Below are 16092 nucleotides of genomic sequence, written 5' to 3'. Positions count from 1 at the left end.
CCTTCATCATTATTTTTACTTACCCTGGTTAGTTCTATAAAGGATGCGTTGAAAAAAATGGAGTGTGTCGTTCCAGAACGGGTAGCTTGCAATGCGTCGTTTTATTATCGAGTTTGACAACCGCCTGAGCGTTCATTTTTAATGCGGTGGGCTGTTATACAGAACTGTCTGCAGGATCCTAAATACATAATACCCGAAATATTATCTTTACCATTTATGAATTGACGGCCTGCCAATAGAAGCCTTTTTGTCACTAGTCATACAACCATCGTCCCGCCTTTGCTGATTCAATAATCATCTCGAGCGTCAGCGGCTTAAATTGGCGACCTTGCCACGCCTTCCTGAGCTTACGCTGCCACCAAAATAACTCTGGTTCAAAATAGTTATCCAGAACAAAATTGTTATGTTCAATGCCATACCTGGTAAACAAATCGATGAGCATATCCTCCAGATCTTCTGGCACAAAATTGAAATACTCCTGAAACGTCCATTCTTTCTTCGCTGGGCGTTTGCGTTCGCTATAGTTCTCAGTGACATACTCTAAGAATTCTTGCTCGTCTGGCAATAACATTAGAAATAAGTCCATGCGATTCGATCTTTCGGTCTGGTTATCAGATTATATTTGTTTCTTGTTTCTCTGGCGACAACCCCAAATATCATCATAGCCTGAGCATAGCCAACATACGGAACAGCCCTGCCCACTGCTGCTCCAATTTTATTGGTAACACGAGTTTTCCCCATACCAATAGAAGTTTCAACTCTCATTCCATCCGGAAAGCGAGCATCCTGAAAAATGCGACGGGCTACCTTTGAGGCTATACTGGTTCGCGAGCCAGATGCTCCCAGAACCTTACGTTTCGGTATCAGAGGTTGACCTGCCAGAATGGTTGCAGCTGTCTCTGCTGAAACGCCTAAATGATTTGCCTGGTTTTCAGCGAATATGAGCCAGAATAGTTCTTCCGGTGTTACGTTTGCGTTTCCTTGATAGAAATACGTACCGCCAGGTTCCTCGATAGTATCCATTACATGCTCCCTGCTAATCATTTATGTCAAAATAAATCCGATTATTTAAAACGTCAATAAAAAATCTAAGTTATTATAAGGACTTATCATGTAGGTATTGAAAGTTAGCGAGAATTGATCTGAACCAATATGCCGGAGGAGGCAATGTCGAATATAGCAACAATATTTTATAAGAAATCAATAACAAACATTATTTTAATAAAAACCTAAAGAATGCTTGTTGAAGTGGTGCCGATAAGAGGAGTCGAACCTCCGACCTTCGCATTACGAATTATAAGTACCGCCTTTTAAGACAACTACTTACCGCGTCATGCCTGCGCTCACACGTCCCATGATGCAAAAACATGCAAAGGCTTTTCAACTCACAAAAACCCTTGCATGTCTCATTTTTGTCCCAGCATATGAATATTATTTTGCCTTCACGATCGGTAAATCTTCAAGACGCGTCGTATAGCACGGTGACAACATTTCCCGCTTCATCTTCCACGCCTGCTGGATGCCCTGCCCGGCAAAATACAGCGTTCCCCTTCCCTGTTTGTTCAGCTTGTCCATCAGCGCCATCAGCGCCTCGCTGTCTGCACGTGGGGCTATATCGTCGAACAGGTTCAGTTGCGCGACGCCCTGGCTGAAAAAGTCCCCCAACATGATCCCCCCTTTCTGATATATAAGCCCTTCTCGCCAGATGGCTTCCAGGCAGCGCGTCGCGGCGGCAATGATGTCCCTGGTATCCTGCGTCGGTGTCAGCAGCTTCATACCTGCGCTATTGCCATAGTAAGGCTGGCTGGCGAACGGCGACGTTTTGACGAACGCAGAAACGTATCGGCAATACTGATGCTCTTCCCGCAGCTTCTCCGCTGCGCGGGCTGCGTAACTGCATATTGCCTGGCGCATCGCCTCATACTCGGTAATTTTCTCTCCAAAAGAACGGCTGCACACCAGCTCCTGCTTTGCGGGCGCGAATTCTTCAAGTTCCAGACAAGGCTCACCGCGCAACTCACGCACCGTGCGTTCGAGGACAACATTGAAGTGTTTCCGGATAAACCTCACATCGGTATCAGCCAGCTGCAGGACATTTTTGATGCCCATTGCCTCGAGCTTTTTCCCGATGCGCCGACCCACGCCCCAGACTTCATCGATAGGCATTATCGCCATCAACTTGCGCTGGCGCGTTTCGTTCGACAAATCCACCACACCGCCAGTTTGTCGCCATTGCTTTGCGGCATGGTTCGCCAGTTTCGCCAGCGTCTTTGTCGGCGCGATGCCGACGCCGACGGTCAGCCTGGTATTTCGCCTGATGGTCTCGCGGATCTCTTTCCCGAAATCTTCCAGATCCCGGCAGTTCCTGACACCTGTCAGGTCGCAAAATGCCTCATCGATGCTGTACACCTCGACGCGCGGGCATATCTCCTCGAGCGTATCCATCACGCGCTGGCTCATATCGCCATAAAGTTCGTAGTTGCTTGAAAAAGCGATTACCCGTTCTGCAAACTGCATTTCGCGAAGCTGGAACCAGGGCAGGCCCATTTTTATGCCCAGCTTTTTGGCTTCCGCGCTACGCGCTATAACGCACCCATCGTTATTGGACAGCACGACCACCGGACGGCCGGCAAGATCCGGACGCCAGGCAGTTTCGCAGCTCGCGTAAAACGAGTTCACATCAACGAGGGCGAACATTGCGGTGCAGCGTATTAATAACGGTGATCACCACGCCGACGATCTCAAGATCTTCGCCGTCATGAATAGGAATGGAGGGGTATGCGGGATTTTCTGCCCTGAGTTGAGCGTAGGGATGTGTGACAAGCCGTTTTACCGTGAATTCGCCCCCGATATTGGCAACGACAATATCGTTATGCTGGGCGTGGAGGCTGAAGTCAACCAGCAGGAATGAGCCATCAAGAATGCCAGCATTGACCATAGAATCGCCTGAAACTTTAAGCGCATAGGTCGATGAAGGTCGGGCAATCAAATACGAAACAAGGTCTATTCCGCTGTCTATATAATCAGCGGCCGGACTCGGAAAACCTGCGGAAACAACGTCATTGTAAACGGGGATGCCAGCCGGTTTTATCGGCTGGCTAATTGGTTGGAATTGCATCATATGCCTCCTTCTTATTATCACTGTGTATACATACAGTAGTTTTAAGAGGAGAGAAGATCAATATGGCCGCAACTATCAATTTTTAGCACTGTATAACCTTCAAGCCTGGTTAAGCGGCTTATGCAGGCCTGTACCATTCACAGCGATAACAGCTTTCAGAGAGCTATAGCTGTCAAGATGAACTGTGGGTGTGAGGTTAGCTTGCAGTATCAATACTGAACACTTTTGTTGTTTCAGGACAATGACCTATGAAGAATGTAACATCTGAATTCCATTTTTCCCCTACATTCACAAGGCCTGAGAATTTACGAAGGTAAATTTTAAAGTCAGATGACCGATCCCAGATATAAAGGCCAATATAATTCGGGTTTTCAAAACGCATCCCATACTCATTATTGGCATAAAATCCGGAAACCCAGTCATCAACCGTATGATAAGCCATCGCATTACAGGCATCCTGATAAACGTTAATATACTCTCCATTACGTAAGGCGGAATATTGCTTTTGCATTCCGCCCAGAATAGCCCGGTCAGCAGTAGATGGCCACATTGCCTGATAACTACGACTAATCAAAGCCGGGTATGTCCAGGTCAGGTTTGTTTTAACGTTACAGCCATTATTTTTAAAATGATGAGACATCAATACGTCAGCAATAGTAGTGTCCGTATTTGAGAGAATTAAATCCTGCTGCATACGCAAATCATTGGCAACAATGATCTCTCCAGCTACCATCGAGTCAAAATCAACCATCACCCCATCAATGTAAAGCTTCTGATTATCTGGAGCCCTTGGGTAACAGTACTTGTGGTATGCACCAGAAAAAACCTTATTGCCGTTAACTGTAGTCTCTATCGCAAGTTCTGATGCAGCCTGTCTCAATTTGTAAGTGGTGTTACCACTTTTCATGGGAGCATCAAAAACCCCGAACGCAGCAACATTATCGAAATCCTGCAAACCTACACCTGTGACCGAGCGAAGCCTGACAATACTAGCACTGCTATTCGCATTCTTATTACCTGATACTTCAACTTTTACCACATGGTTTGCATTCGATAGATTTTCAGCAATTTTCGCCCTGGTAAGAACCCCGCCTGACGAAGAGTTATACTGGTCCAGCGTGCCATATAGCACCCCGTCAATATAGATGTTGGCAATTCCGGAGTCTGCTCTGGCAACATAATCAAGGAAGACGGTTTTACCAAATACCGTAGTCTCTGCGTAACCAGAATTTATCCTTAAATCTTGACCTGAAACCAGAGTAGAACCACTTGTGTTCATAGCCGAATCAATAGCGGCAACAGTTTTAACCGGACCTACAATTACATTGTTAATTCCTGCTATAAACCACATATTACCGTTCGGATTCGTCGGTACGTTGTTGTCAAACCCATCACCTGAACCACCACCGCGAGTAAATTCCCATTGCTGATATTGGTTTGATTTATGATTTAAATAAACATATATACGATCAAACTTATCCCCTCGCTGAATAAGAATTCTCGCGTCATTTGCTGTTCTGGTGTCTGCGCCAGTACGACCCCAATCCTGCTTTTCTTTAAATTGATTAAATTCAGTCTGTACCGTCTTGCCTGACTGCGTACCAATCATCACTGAACCGCCAGAAGAAATTAATTCCTGACGAAGTGTATCACCATCAATAAGAGTAAAGTGAGTCTTATCGTTACCCCAGGATAAAAGGGTATTGCCTGATGTGGTAAATCCTGTATTGGTCTCTTTATTTATTTTCCAGTATTGATTGTCGAATCGAATGTACTGATTCCTTGCCGTAAAAGTGTATGGACCTCCCTCATAATCTCCGAGAAAATTATAACCTGAGGATTCAAGGAAAGACTGAAAGGCCGCATCCTGTTCATCCATCCTGCGCAAGTGTTCGGCCTCAATGCCTGACCATGTTTTTAGACTCTTGCCTTTTCTGTTCACTACTGACAGGCTGTCACCATTGAGAATTTCATCCTGAATAAGATTGTCATCCCATATATCACGCATATCTGAGGACGGTACCGGATTATCAGTATCATATCTCGCCATTTTTTATACTCTTCAAGGTTGTCACAGTGATGGCGCTACTGGCCAGTTGAGATTATCAAATAAGTCTTTATTATTAATACCTGAAATATCAACATCCTTAAGCTCCTTAATATAGCTCATCCATTCTGATAACTTACCTTTATCTTCTTCGGATATAATCCCCAGTTGAAGTTCGGTTCTCCAGTCAGAGGTTATACCTGCGGCGATAGATAAATAATTATCTTTTTTTGTCTGAGCGGATCTCATCCAGTCTATTACAGGCTCTGAGAGGAAAGGCATGCCATTTTCACCAGGTAAAATAACAAGTCCTCTTTCTTGCCCGGCTAGCAGCTCTGCATACTCCTTATCTGATACAGCAAGGGCATCAGAGGGCCACCCCGTAACTGAATCCTCGTACTCTTTTTTGTTAATGGAATTATAGAATCCGCCGGTTAATGGGCTGTAAAAATTCTGACTGGACATATTAATAGCCTATAGCAAGGTATTTACCAGAGCGCGGTTCTGTATCACTCGCGCCTTTCTGAATGACTGCCTGAGTATTAGTAAAGCTCTGGCATCCAATTTGTTCAGAAGCACCACCTGTAGAGGGTACAGGAATTACAATGAGACAAGCATCGGGAAATGCCTGGGGAAAAATGACAGTAGTTCCGGTCCCCCCAGTAGTGTTCGGAATGTTCCAGCCACCTATCCTTATGCGCAAAGATGAAAGCGCTGCGTTCCACCATAGTCCGTAATTATCTGTGCTCATTGTATCGTTGAGGCCAAGATTGTTGCGAAATGATAATTCATTGTTATCTTCAGCTATATCAGCACCTGGATTATTTCTACTTAACGACTGGAAAGCCAGAGCGCTTTGAAATTTTGAAACGAAGCTTTCAATGTTACCGTTATCAAGGATGTCTGCATTTGTTTTTGAAATAATGAACTGAGCCATAGCTGAAGCAATAAATGTTGATTGCCTTAAAGCCTTATTAATCTGCGCACTTGATGCTTTCCCTGAGCTGAAGCCAGTTACCAAAGCCTGAAGGGCAGCCCATTCAGTTTGTGATGTAACATTAGCTCCTGCTCCAATAGCAAATGGTAAAAATTCGTTCTTAGCCATCAGAAATTTTCCTCCCACGCGCCGTTATCCCAACCGGCTATATAGTCATTTTCAACATCGAACCCAAAAAAATAGTATCCGTCAGATGGAGTTATAAATTCCCTTAGCCTTACGCCAGCCGCTTTTACTGTCAGGTAGTTATTTTTGATAACCCATACAAGTTCAGCAGGAAGCCTGTCTACTGGATTAACGCCATATTGTGACGGCAAGAATCCGTCAGGGATCATGATAATTTCACCATCATTCATGGCAGAATCGAAAATCAGGCGCTCAGTTATGTTGAGGAAATACTCCTTATCTGGTACCAGCCAGACTGAAATACTCATATCCTGATTGTCAACAATCGCCATTTTGATGCCGGTGCCAGTTAAAGCTTTGTCCAGGATATAGGGTATTGTGTCGTTCTGTCCATCCCAGTTGTTGATGGCAATTTTTACCTTCAAAACTGTGCGATATGTTTCATCCGACAAATCAGTAAATCCTTCATCTGGATCGAATGGTCCCTGCCATACCCCCTGATCCCAGCCTACCTTTTCTTTGTCAAACTCCAGATATATACCTGCAATAGGCGCTGAGACGGTACGAGAAAGCCCTATCCATTTGCCCAGAACGTCGAGCTGCACCCCCGTCGCATAATCAATATCAAACGCCGACACCAAGTCGCTCATAACCAGCGACACATCCACCAGCGGGCGCGTGGACAAATCGACATGCTGGTAAAAGAGCGGCTTTGTGGCGTGGTAGTTGGTTATCAGTCCGGTGTATTTACTCATGGCTCCACCGTGATAATGATATGGCCTGTGTCACAACTGGCGGCTTCATCGTACGCGAGATGAATATTTGCGGGTGCCACGGTACCTGCGGATTTACCGATCGTCAGTTCGCTGATGTCGTAATAACGCGCATTACCGCCGCTGACCACGCCGAGGTTTGCCGGGGAGTACACGCGGCTCAGCAAAACGTCCTCGCCAATGCCCAGCCCGTTAATATACGCGGCGATCTCCGTTTTCATCTGCTCGGCAATGAGCGACGTATAGCCAGTGAAAACCTTTATCTTTATGTCCACAAAGACAGGGACATCATCGGGACGAGAAAAATTGATGATGTGCGGGTTGCCGTATTTGTCCTGAACGATAATTGCCGTCTTACCGTAAGTGGCGACACCCTGCCCTTTCTTACCGCGAATGGTCTGCGCGATCAGTTCGGCATCGCCGCCATCGATGATCGCGGAAATGGAATGCGCCGGCAGGCCGTTGCTGTCGACCTCACCCGTGTCATTCTCAAACAGTTTGTGACGGGTCACGCCAGCAATATTGGCAATAGCACCGTCGACAGCATCGAACGGCGTCACCGATGGCAGCGCCACGCTTTTATTCTGCCGGACGCGCAGCGCAGCATCACTTTCCACCGGCGCGCCCACCGTGGCCGCCGTCGGGTTAGTCACTGATGACCAGCCCCGCGTGGGCGTGTTGATATTGGTCACGGTGTCCGGCAGGGCCGCTACTGCGCCGCTGGTTGTACAGGTGGCCGTTACCGTCACGGTACCGTCAATGCCAATCACCGCCTGCGCCGGCAGCCGCCAGATAACGTTGTTCGCATCCTTCACCGTACCGTTGATGATTGTCGTTCCGGCAGTACCGGTCAGTTCCAGATCAACCGTGGAGTTGGTCGCTGATTTACGGGAGATGCCATTAATCTTCACATTGCTGGTGAGCGCGGCGCCTGATGCAGTAGCGGGTGAGAAGCTGTTATAGACGGAAATGGCCGTGCTGTTCGCATCATGGATGGCCAGCGCCACCAGCGCGACCATCTGACCGTCCTTACTGTCAGGTTCCAGATAAGCATCGGTGCCATATATTTGCTGGAAATAACCGGTGATCGTGGTGAGGACAGTCTGGTAATCAGGCGCACTGATCCCCTGTGCGGTTACCGTGGCGGCTAACCCCAGCGTGTCAAGATTGAGAGCCATTAAGCCTCGCTTGTAACGGTCGTTGTTCCGTAGAGAGTGTCAATCGTCGCCGTGAATACCACGCGGCGGGAGGAAGAGTTAAGCACGGTATCAAATGCAGTAATTGCTTTAACGCCCTGCGTTTCAAGAATGCGCTTTCGGATTGCCAGGGTATAAGTTCCTGGTCTTTGCTTACCGAGAACGGACTGAATCCACGGTGTTCCCTCTTTAGTGTCGAGGAACCACTGACCGTACCAGAGAAGAAACCGCGTACGCACTGCCTGCGCGACGGCTTCGGGTGAGTTAATCAGCCAGGTGTCATCGCCATGGCCGAAAGTATAATCGCCATCATCATCTTCACGGCGGTATCGCATCGGTTATCCTCCCAGCGGTGCCGTATTATCCCCGCCACGCTCAACGCCGCCATGCGTGTGCTTATCGACAATGGAGCCGTCCACCAGTTGCAGGCGACCGTCAGATAGGATCTGAAGACCGTTCAGGTTAAACCCGCTAGGCGCGGTACCGGCTATTACACCCGTTGACGGGTTGAGACTCAGTTTTGTTTTGCCGTCGTCGCTGCGCAGTTCTACCGCGCTGGCGCTGATGCCGCTGATTTTCTTCGCCTGCGACTGCGGGCCTACAATGGCGAACGCATCAGACAGATCGTGCATGCGGGAATCAACCGGCTCCTGCACACCACCGCTCTGCCACCAGAAATCGATACAGCGATCGGCAAAAATCACCAGGCACTCATCGCCGGGTTTTACCGGAAAGGTAAGCGTGCAGCCGCCGCCGCGCGGGAAGACTACCGGCACGTCCACCAGCAAGGGGAGCACCTCTGGCTGCGGGATGCCGTCGTTATCCGGCTCATAGCCTTTGATAGCTAGTTGGATAACGGCGGTAACGGTATCGGGATCAAAAGACTGGATAATACCAGGCAACGATACCCGCATTTCACACATAATCGCCTGTGCCAGATGGGCGCCGGCTTGTTCTTTGCTGCCGAGTTGAGAGTTGAGAGATACCGCCATTTACTTTTCTCCGGGCAATAAAAAACCCGCCGGAGCGGGTTTTGATGAAATCGACGACTACTTAAGTATTAATGGTATGCCGGGGCGTGCATAGCCAGCACCCATTATGAAATTTGTTAAGTAAGTGTTTATGTAAGGATATAGCAATCTTTCAGTATCGGCCTCAAGGAGCATTTTCTCTAGCTCTTCCTCAGAGGTTTTTTCCTTAAATTTAAAAATGAAAGCGATTTTTCCATCGAGATTATAGCGGCCTGGCGCGTTAAGTTCGATGCTAATGACCATGCGAGCATATGCAGGACTGTCAATGCTCGCCTCCATCGCAGCATCAATTTTAAGCATGCTGGCTTTCTTTGAATCTCCCTCCACTTCCTCATGTTCTTCATGAAAATTCATGCTTAAAACTTGCATTTTAATTAGGCGGAAGTCCATCATTTTTCCTTAAAAAACAAGAGATAGCTCAGAGTGCAGGCCGAAGTCATTGCGAATTACAGTATAGGCAAAGTCATCATAATTAGTTTCCTCGACAACATAATCTTCGGGTGCATATTCCACTGGAACAGACACGCGAACAATCTTGCTGAACAGCATATGCGTTGCACTTACACCAGTTTCAATAGCTCCAGCAGCGACAAGTGTCGCTCGAAATTCATCGGAACTCATAGCGTTCAAACGTGCGATGGCTTCTTGTACAATCTGCATTTGGGTTTTCATACAACCCCCCTCGTAACTACGTTTAACTTTTGGACATCAATTGAGGCTTTCGGTTCCTTAACACTTAAGACCTTACAATTAGGGATCCTGGAACCATATTTTTTTAACCTAGACCACCGATCAAGTTTGATGTACTCGCAATTTACAATGGCATCGAACTCTGCGTTAGCTAAAATGTGATTAAAAACAGCACAATCATTTACTATCAAGCTTTGTGAAACACTTTTTCCCTTCGTTCGAAGATCGTTTTTTATGTATTCACGATAGACATTAAAGGCGTTTTTCCCCTCGTCTGTATCCATACGCAGAACACTGTCGACCTCAATTTTAGCAGAAATAACAACATAATCGGTGTAACGATTTCTCTTGCTTTTTTTATCGTAGGCGTGCAGCTTTGCCCAACTATCAGCATGGTCTGTAGGATTCCCTACACCATCTATAAAAAAGTAGGCTCCGGTTCCCAACCACTCATCGGTTTTGGCACTAACTGTAAAATTTAACTGAAGAATTGACGTCTCATTAGCGCTATCTGTGCCGTGAAAACCAACAAACTCCATGTGCACACACCTTTTAATCAAACATATGAGATTGCGAGCGGATGTTACGTGAATCAAAAAATTCTGGACACTCTACCACTTACTAAAAAACGGTCAACACATAATCAGCAGTATAAGCTATGTTATAAATCACTCAGCCACTTTCTTACACGGGAACGAGCCGATCACCCGCGTCGTGTCCATGCTGTCGGTAACATTGGCTTTGGCGACTACTTAACTTTTTGACAGTCATACGTCCAGAACTGGCGCGGCTCGTCCATGTTCTTGCGGATAACTTCAACGTTGAGGATTGGCTTGCCGTTTCGCCTGACGTAGTCCATGCCAACCCAGCGACCGATTTCTTTTGAAGGCAACATCCATTGGATCTTAACGTTGTCATAGTCCTGAGCGGCCTTCAAAAAGGTTATTTTCTGCGTCTCTGGCTCTTGTCCATTGATTCGCGTCATACCCGTTGAATCAGCTTTCAGATAGAAATCACCGCATTGCAGCGCTGCATTGGCTGCGAACGAGCACAAAATCAGCATCGCTGGAACTGTTGCGAATGATTTTCTTAATTTCATCCCAAATCTACCTTAGCTACAGTGGATTGATTCATGAGATCTCTGCTCCCCTTCGCCAGACAGAGAAGATCCATATACCATGCCTGGCCCCGTGTATCGCCAGTATAATCAATGCTGCCGACAAAGTAATCACCATCGGTGTTTATCGCTGCCAGTTGAGCATTACCAGGGATGCCGTCAACGTAGATATTGCCCTCAGTATCCTGCTCTCCCAACCGCCCCGGCGCGGCGCCGATCTGGTCGTTTGAAAGTTGGGTGCGATAAACTGACGCCTGGTCGAGTCGAATCAGGCCACCGAGTCTGATATTCGGGTTTATCAGGCAGCGTACGTTAACGCCTGCGCCCAACGTCTGTTGCGGCATGCCAATAAGACCAGTGTTGGCGCTGAGTACTATTGCCTCCTGGATATACTTCTGCTCAGGGACAATATGCACCTGATTATTCTCGTACCACCAGTTAGCCTTACACTGCCCGGCGATGTCGTACATGAGACGGCCGGTGCCTTTATAAATTGTACGCCCACGCGGGAAAACGGTGCTGCCAAAATCAGGAACGCTGCCCTCGGTGATGCCGTAAGGACTCAGTGACTTCATGCCCAGGTCAAATAAATCAGCATGTCGCCAGCCAGCCGCGACCGTAGTTTTAACACTGGCATTAAGATGTCCTTCCCAGCTGTCGATGCACTGGATGAGGATCCAGCTATCGGTTACGTTTTCTTTTCCGGTTATAGTGAAACGGATGTCGCCGTTAAAGATCATCCCGATGTTTCTGTCAGGGTAATTTCCGCTCTCATCCGGGTTTCCGTCATAACCGGCAATGACACGAACCCGGGTAAATTCGTTACCCATAATACGGTTTTGTGTCTCTGCTGAGAGATTATAAATTTTGATGTTACCGACGAACCCGTTAAAAATGGTGGCGGGCATTTTCTGGATATTGAAGGTGACTTTAAAGTCTGACAGCGAAATGCCTTCGCCCTTATCATTAACCAGCTGCAACTCGAAATGCCTGATCCAGTTTTTCGACATAATCACTCCATCACTGCATATAAATGGCTTTGTGTGCCCAGGTCATCCTGAGTCGGGTATTCCTGCCCCTCAATATCGCAAATCACGAAAAGTGAAAATCCCAATCCCAGATATTTATATTGAGTCAGCAGATCCATCCCCGGGATGAGGGGAATTCCTGCGATAATCAGTGAGCCGGTGGCATCCATGATATCCAGTACCCAGAATGCTTCACGCCACACAACACGCATTTGATAACTCACGCCATCGATAACAATGCTGAAAGCCTGGTTATCAGGGGTGAACCCTATTTCTGTTGCTTCCATACTATCCGCCTGAGAATAAGTCGCTGAGCTTACTTAGTACTGACTGACTGGTGACAGGCTTCGGGGTTTTCATACCACTATTTTGCACTGCAGAGGTATTTGCTCCCTCTTTCATGTCATCTTTGGCAGCCACATTTACCGTTTGGGTTTCCGAAATAATCAACTCTCTCAGGGTAAGAGTGGCCATAAGAACATTTTCACTGGTTTTGTCTGTAGTAACATCCAGAACTTTGATGAGCATGTTCTCGTAGAGTTTTTTGCCGGTAGTCACGCTAAAAGGCTTTCTGGAGCGCTGTAGATCGAGCAGCTTTTGATAGGTCTCCCGGGGGCTTATACCGAGCGACAGACCGATGCGGGAAGTATCCAACAAATCCAGGAGTGTCCCACCACCTGAAAAACCGATTTCCATTACTACCTCAGACGGACGACGGTAAGCATGATCTGCAATGAATCCAGCACCCGTGGAGGTTTGGCGCTCTACTGGATGCTCAGTAATTTCTAAATTGTCACTGTGTTTTTCAGTAATAACGACATCGGGAATGAGAATGTCGATTTTTCGACTCTGCTGATGAAACAGCGTTGAGAGAATATCCACTATCTCGGGCTCCGGTTAAGTTGCTGAGTTGCCATGGAGTTAACATTATTCTGGCTGTCAGAGACGATTTTCCCTGCCTCGCGTGGATCGCTGACGCCATGAATATGGATGTTTGTTTCCTGGTTTAGTATTGCCCCGGCGCCGGGCATATTGCTCAGAACCCGGGGGACGTAGTTCCGCGTCTCCTGCGGCATCAGCGCCATGCCATATTTCTGAACGTTACCGATCCCCCAGTTATACGACGCCAGTGCTTTGGACAGGTCACCGCCATTCGCCTGTAAGAGCTGGCTAAGGTATTTTGCCGCCGCCTGCGCTGACTTCATCGGATCGAAAACGTCATTACCTCGCAGACCCAAATCACGAGCCGTGCCATCAACGATCTGGAACATCCCTTTAGCCTGGCCGTATTTGGTTTGCGGACCAACAGCATATTGATTGCCACCAGATTCTATTATTGCAACGCTGCGCAGTAATCCCTCAGGAAGGCGATAGAGCTGTTCAAGCTGCTGTAATGCAGGCTGCATCCATCCCAGAAGCGCCGCGCCCGACGCTGTAGGCTGTGGCCGTTTGACTGACTGGCCAAACTGCGTGGCTTCGTCACCGTAACCAAACTGATTTTTCAACCAGCGGCCTGCACCACGCGGATCAAAGCCAAAGTTTTCTTTCATCCAGTCAGCAGTACTGTTCGCGCTATTACTAACAGCAGGCATAGCATCGCCGTTACTGCTGCCCTGGTTTAGCAACCGCCTGCCAATACTGGCGGCATCAGCCCAACGTCCGTCATTCACAGCATTCAGCAGGTCAGCGATCATGCTCAGCATTTTACTGAACGCGCTCATCTGCGATATGAAATTGCTGAAGTCCCATTTAAGGGACCATGAACCGGGATCGATGTTGAGCAGTTTCGCCAGCGAGGTAGTCAGTTCGCCGACCGTTTTGCGCAGGTCGCCCGCCATTTTCACAGCGGCATCGATCTCAGGTTTCCACTTGCTCCAGTCGATAAGCGACTTGCCGCCCTCTTTCCACGTCCTGAAGTCGTCATACAGGAGCACCAGCGCCCCCGCCAGAGCGAGCACCCACGTAACCGGTGATGCCAGCATAGCCGCGTTAAGCAGCTTCCAGGCGACCACCAGCCCGCCGATGAGTTCTATCAGATCACGGGTGCCTTTATCGAGTTGCCCCCACCAGTCCCGGATATCGCCCGCCGCCTGTATCAACCGGTAGATGACACGACCGAGCGCATCCCCGAGCCAGAGAATACCCTTCACGACAGTGGTGATGCCCTGCTCAATTTTCGGGAAATTATCGAGAATAAGCTTGCGCAGGTTGTCGAGGGACCCCGCCAGCCCGTCGGCCAGATTTGAGCCAATTTTGTCCCGCGCCATTCCGGCCATCTGACCGAAGGCGTTCAGGGAGGTCATAAAGCGGTTGGCACTGACGGCGGCCGCATCGGAGTTATAACCGATTGCTTTTGCCATCTGCGAATACTGGGCGCTGAATTCACCCACGCCACGGCGCATCGCCATCAGGGTGTTTTCATCAATGCCCAGCATCTGCGCATACTGGTTCGCCCGGTAATACGGCATGCTGCTCAGGCGCTGACCGACACCTGTGAAGATCGTCGCCATGTCGCGCATATTGCCGCTGGCGTCGCGCGTCTGCACACCCAGGCGGTTCAGGAAGCCTTCCGCGCCGGGGTTGTTACGCACAAACCTCGCCAGATTTTCCAGCGAGCCGCGCGCGGCATCGACGCTGCCGCCCATCTGAGAAACGGCGTAACTGATTTGCCGGATACCGTCTACCGTGGCGCCCGTTCTCTGCGACATCCAGTAGAGGTTATCCAGGCCGCTGGCGACTTTGGCCGTAAACGCCACAACGGAGAGCGCGGCAGCCTCAACAGCCGTACCCAGCTTTATGGCCTGCACCGTTGCGCCAGCAATCGTTGCCTCAAACTTACGGGAACCTGCATCATCAACCTGAAAGCCGAGGCTAATCAGAAAGTCCTTGATAGTCTCAGCGTTCATTGGCGTTTCTCCATCGTTCTATACGGGCGTCGTTATCTGCTTTCAGGTCGAGCCAGTCATTCATCCTGGCGAAATCGGCAAGGTCGAGGGTGCCATCCTTCAGGGATTCGTACCGACACACCCCGCTGATAACGGGGCGCATCAGAAAGTCTTCACCATCCGGCAGCGTGTCCAGCGTCAGCCCTGCGGCTGCTGGCCCTCCGTCACGCTGGCGGGGGACGCGGGCAAAAAATTTCCCAGGCTGTCGCCGACAACCCGCCCGACCAACTGGAGCATGCTCATCAGGTCGATATCATCAAACGCCAGCTCGCCATCGCTAAAGACTGGCACCCATGCATCTTTACCATGACGACGGGAAACCACCGCGAGACAGGGATGGATCACCGCGTTGGTATCGTCATCGCTCATGCTCGCCACGGCATCGGCAATTTTCGGCAGCACCGTTTCCATAGCGCGGGCCATATCACCTCCCTGTGACGCAGCACGCAGCGACTGAAAGTCTGCCAGCATACCTGCCAGTACAGGCAGGAGTTTGCGCGATACTTTCAACTGGTCGAAAACGCTGAGTTTTTCCGTACGGTACTGAACACCTTTGATTTCAAATTCCATCGGTTAAAACTCCCCGAGTAACTGGTCGATTTTGCCGCAATCGAATACCCAGGCGACCATTCCGGCCACTTTCGGGTTATTCCAGTCCGGCTGTTTCTGGAACGCCGCAGCGCGGGCGGTAACAATGTCGCCTGAGGCTTTGTTACGCAGCAGGATCACGTTATTTCCCCACAGCGCAGACGACTGTGACTGCGCGTTGTACATCAGAGAGAGCTTTTTATTTACAGGGGAGGTTTTCAGGAGATTGATGGTGACAGTGCCGCTTTTCCCGGCGTGAAGGCTGTGCATCACTTCCCCGTCAGCGCCAACCGTCATCGTGTTTTTGGCCTCGGTCATAGTGACCGTGATCCCCTCGTCTGAGTTGGCAGAGCCATAACCCAGATCGATAATGCCCGTTGGGCCGGTCAGAGAAGCCGAGACGTCAATAAAGCTGTAAGTGGACATCATTTTC

The 16092-nt window shown here is 48.9% G+C and carries 22 protein-coding genes; all 22 read right to left on the bottom strand.

The genetic code is table 11. The features are described from left to right. Positions 1-253: 253 nt before the first annotated feature. The 22 genes from ACMGGS_RS12315 to ACMGGS_RS12210 all read right to left on the bottom strand — a co-directional run bounded on the left by ACMGGS_RS12315 (position 254) and on the right by ACMGGS_RS12210 (position 16085). Positions 254-571, bottom strand: a complete 318-nt coding sequence (locus ACMGGS_RS12315) for a DUF1493 family protein (RefSeq protein ID WP_414162902.1) — start codon at positions 569-571, stop codon at positions 254-256. Beyond that, positions 571-1023, bottom strand: coding sequence for an STM2901 family protein (locus ACMGGS_RS12310; RefSeq protein WP_414162901.1), 453 nt, complete (start codon positions 1021-1023; stop codon positions 571-573). The genes ACMGGS_RS12315 and ACMGGS_RS12310 overlap by 1 nt, the downstream gene beginning before the upstream one ends. A 408-nt stretch (positions 1024-1431) precedes the next feature. After that, on the bottom strand, positions 1432-2697 hold the full coding sequence (locus ACMGGS_RS12305; protein ID WP_414162900.1) for a Y-family DNA polymerase: 1266 nt from the start codon (positions 2695-2697) through the stop codon (positions 1432-1434). Beyond that, positions 2681-3118 (bottom strand): LexA family protein, encoded by a 438-nt coding sequence (locus ACMGGS_RS12300; protein ID WP_414166262.1) that lies wholly within the window; start codon positions 3116-3118, stop codon positions 2681-2683. The genes ACMGGS_RS12305 and ACMGGS_RS12300 overlap by 17 nt, the downstream gene beginning before the upstream one ends. A gap of 199 nt (positions 3119-3317) precedes the next feature. After that, a complete protein-coding gene (locus ACMGGS_RS12295) occupies positions 3318-5171 on the bottom strand; it encodes a hypothetical protein (RefSeq protein ID WP_414162899.1) in 1854 nt (617 codons plus the stop codon). 21 nt (positions 5172-5192) lie between these two features. Beyond that, positions 5193-5633, bottom strand: a complete 441-nt coding sequence (locus ACMGGS_RS12290) for a tail fiber assembly protein (protein ID WP_414162898.1) — start codon at positions 5631-5633, stop codon at positions 5193-5195. A 1-nt stretch (position 5634) separates the two neighbouring features. After that, the gene (locus ACMGGS_RS12285) at positions 5635-6273 is read right to left on the bottom strand and encodes a hypothetical protein (RefSeq protein ID WP_414162897.1); all 639 of its coding nucleotides are present in this window, start codon (positions 6271-6273) and stop codon (positions 5635-5637) included. Next, positions 6273-7046, bottom strand: coding sequence for a DUF2612 domain-containing protein (locus tag ACMGGS_RS12280; RefSeq protein ID WP_414162896.1), 774 nt, complete (start codon positions 7044-7046; stop codon positions 6273-6275). The genes ACMGGS_RS12285 and ACMGGS_RS12280 overlap by 1 nt, the downstream gene beginning before the upstream one ends. Next, positions 7043-8242 (bottom strand): baseplate J/gp47 family protein, encoded by a 1200-nt coding sequence (locus ACMGGS_RS12275; RefSeq protein WP_414162895.1) that lies wholly within the window; start codon positions 8240-8242, stop codon positions 7043-7045. The genes ACMGGS_RS12280 and ACMGGS_RS12275 overlap by 4 nt, the downstream gene beginning before the upstream one ends. Further along, entirely contained in the window at positions 8242-8595 is a 354-nt protein-coding gene (locus tag ACMGGS_RS12270) for a hypothetical protein (RefSeq protein ID WP_414162894.1), read from the bottom strand. Before ACMGGS_RS12270 ends, ACMGGS_RS12275 begins: the two co-directional genes overlap by 1 nt. Before the next feature lie 3 nt (positions 8596-8598). Further along, on the bottom strand, positions 8599-9252 hold the full coding sequence (locus tag ACMGGS_RS12265; RefSeq protein ID WP_414162893.1) for a Gp138 family membrane-puncturing spike protein: 654 nt from the start codon (positions 9250-9252) through the stop codon (positions 8599-8601). A gap of 57 nt (positions 9253-9309) precedes the next feature. Then, a complete protein-coding gene (locus ACMGGS_RS12260) occupies positions 9310-9684 on the bottom strand; it encodes a hypothetical protein (protein WP_414162892.1) in 375 nt (124 codons plus the stop codon). Between the two features lie 6 nt (positions 9685-9690). Then, on the bottom strand, positions 9691-9963 hold the full coding sequence (locus tag ACMGGS_RS12255; protein WP_414162891.1) for a hypothetical protein: 273 nt from the start codon (positions 9961-9963) through the stop codon (positions 9691-9693). Next, a complete protein-coding gene (locus ACMGGS_RS12250) occupies positions 9960-10520 on the bottom strand; it encodes a hypothetical protein (protein WP_414162890.1) in 561 nt (186 codons plus the stop codon). Before ACMGGS_RS12250 ends, ACMGGS_RS12255 begins: the two co-directional genes overlap by 4 nt. A 209-nt stretch (positions 10521-10729) precedes the next feature. Further along, positions 10730-11044, bottom strand: coding sequence for a hypothetical protein (locus ACMGGS_RS12245; protein ID WP_414166261.1), 315 nt, complete (start codon positions 11042-11044; stop codon positions 10730-10732). Between the two features lie 32 nt (positions 11045-11076). Further along, entirely contained in the window at positions 11077-12108 is a 1032-nt protein-coding gene (locus ACMGGS_RS12240) for a hypothetical protein (protein ID WP_414162889.1), read from the bottom strand. Positions 12109-12110: 2 nt separating this feature from the next. Beyond that, a complete protein-coding gene (locus ACMGGS_RS12235) occupies positions 12111-12413 on the bottom strand; it encodes a phage baseplate plug protein (RefSeq protein ID WP_414162888.1) in 303 nt (100 codons plus the stop codon). A gap of 1 nt (position 12414) precedes the next feature. After that, positions 12415-13008, bottom strand: coding sequence for a phage baseplate protein (locus ACMGGS_RS12230; protein ID WP_414162887.1), 594 nt, complete (start codon positions 13006-13008; stop codon positions 12415-12417). Next, complete coding sequence (locus tag ACMGGS_RS12225; RefSeq protein ID WP_414162886.1) at positions 13008-15032, bottom strand: transglycosylase SLT domain-containing protein; 2025 nt, start codon at positions 15030-15032, stop codon at positions 13008-13010. The genes ACMGGS_RS12230 and ACMGGS_RS12225 overlap by 1 nt, the downstream gene beginning before the upstream one ends. Next, positions 15022-15174, bottom strand: coding sequence for a DUF6889 family protein (locus ACMGGS_RS12220; RefSeq protein ID WP_414162885.1), 153 nt, complete (start codon positions 15172-15174; stop codon positions 15022-15024). Before ACMGGS_RS12220 ends, ACMGGS_RS12225 begins: the two co-directional genes overlap by 11 nt. A 35-nt stretch (positions 15175-15209) precedes the next feature. Next, complete coding sequence (locus ACMGGS_RS12215; protein ID WP_414162884.1) at positions 15210-15641, bottom strand: phage tail assembly chaperone; 432 nt, start codon at positions 15639-15641, stop codon at positions 15210-15212. A gap of 3 nt (positions 15642-15644) precedes the next feature. Continuing rightward, positions 15645-16085 carry a DUF3277 family protein gene (locus tag ACMGGS_RS12210; RefSeq protein ID WP_414166260.1) on the bottom strand — a complete coding sequence of 147 codons (441 nt, stop codon included), beginning with the start codon at positions 16083-16085 and terminating at the stop codon, positions 15645-15647. Between the last annotated feature and the right edge of the window lie 7 nt (positions 16086-16092).

Origin of the sequence: Superficieibacter sp. BNK-5 (genome assembly GCF_047456055.1) — a bacterium.
Taxonomy (GTDB): Bacteria; Pseudomonadota; Gammaproteobacteria; order Enterobacterales; family Enterobacteriaceae; genus Superficieibacter.
This window is presented reverse-complemented; position numbering and strand designations above follow the sequence as displayed.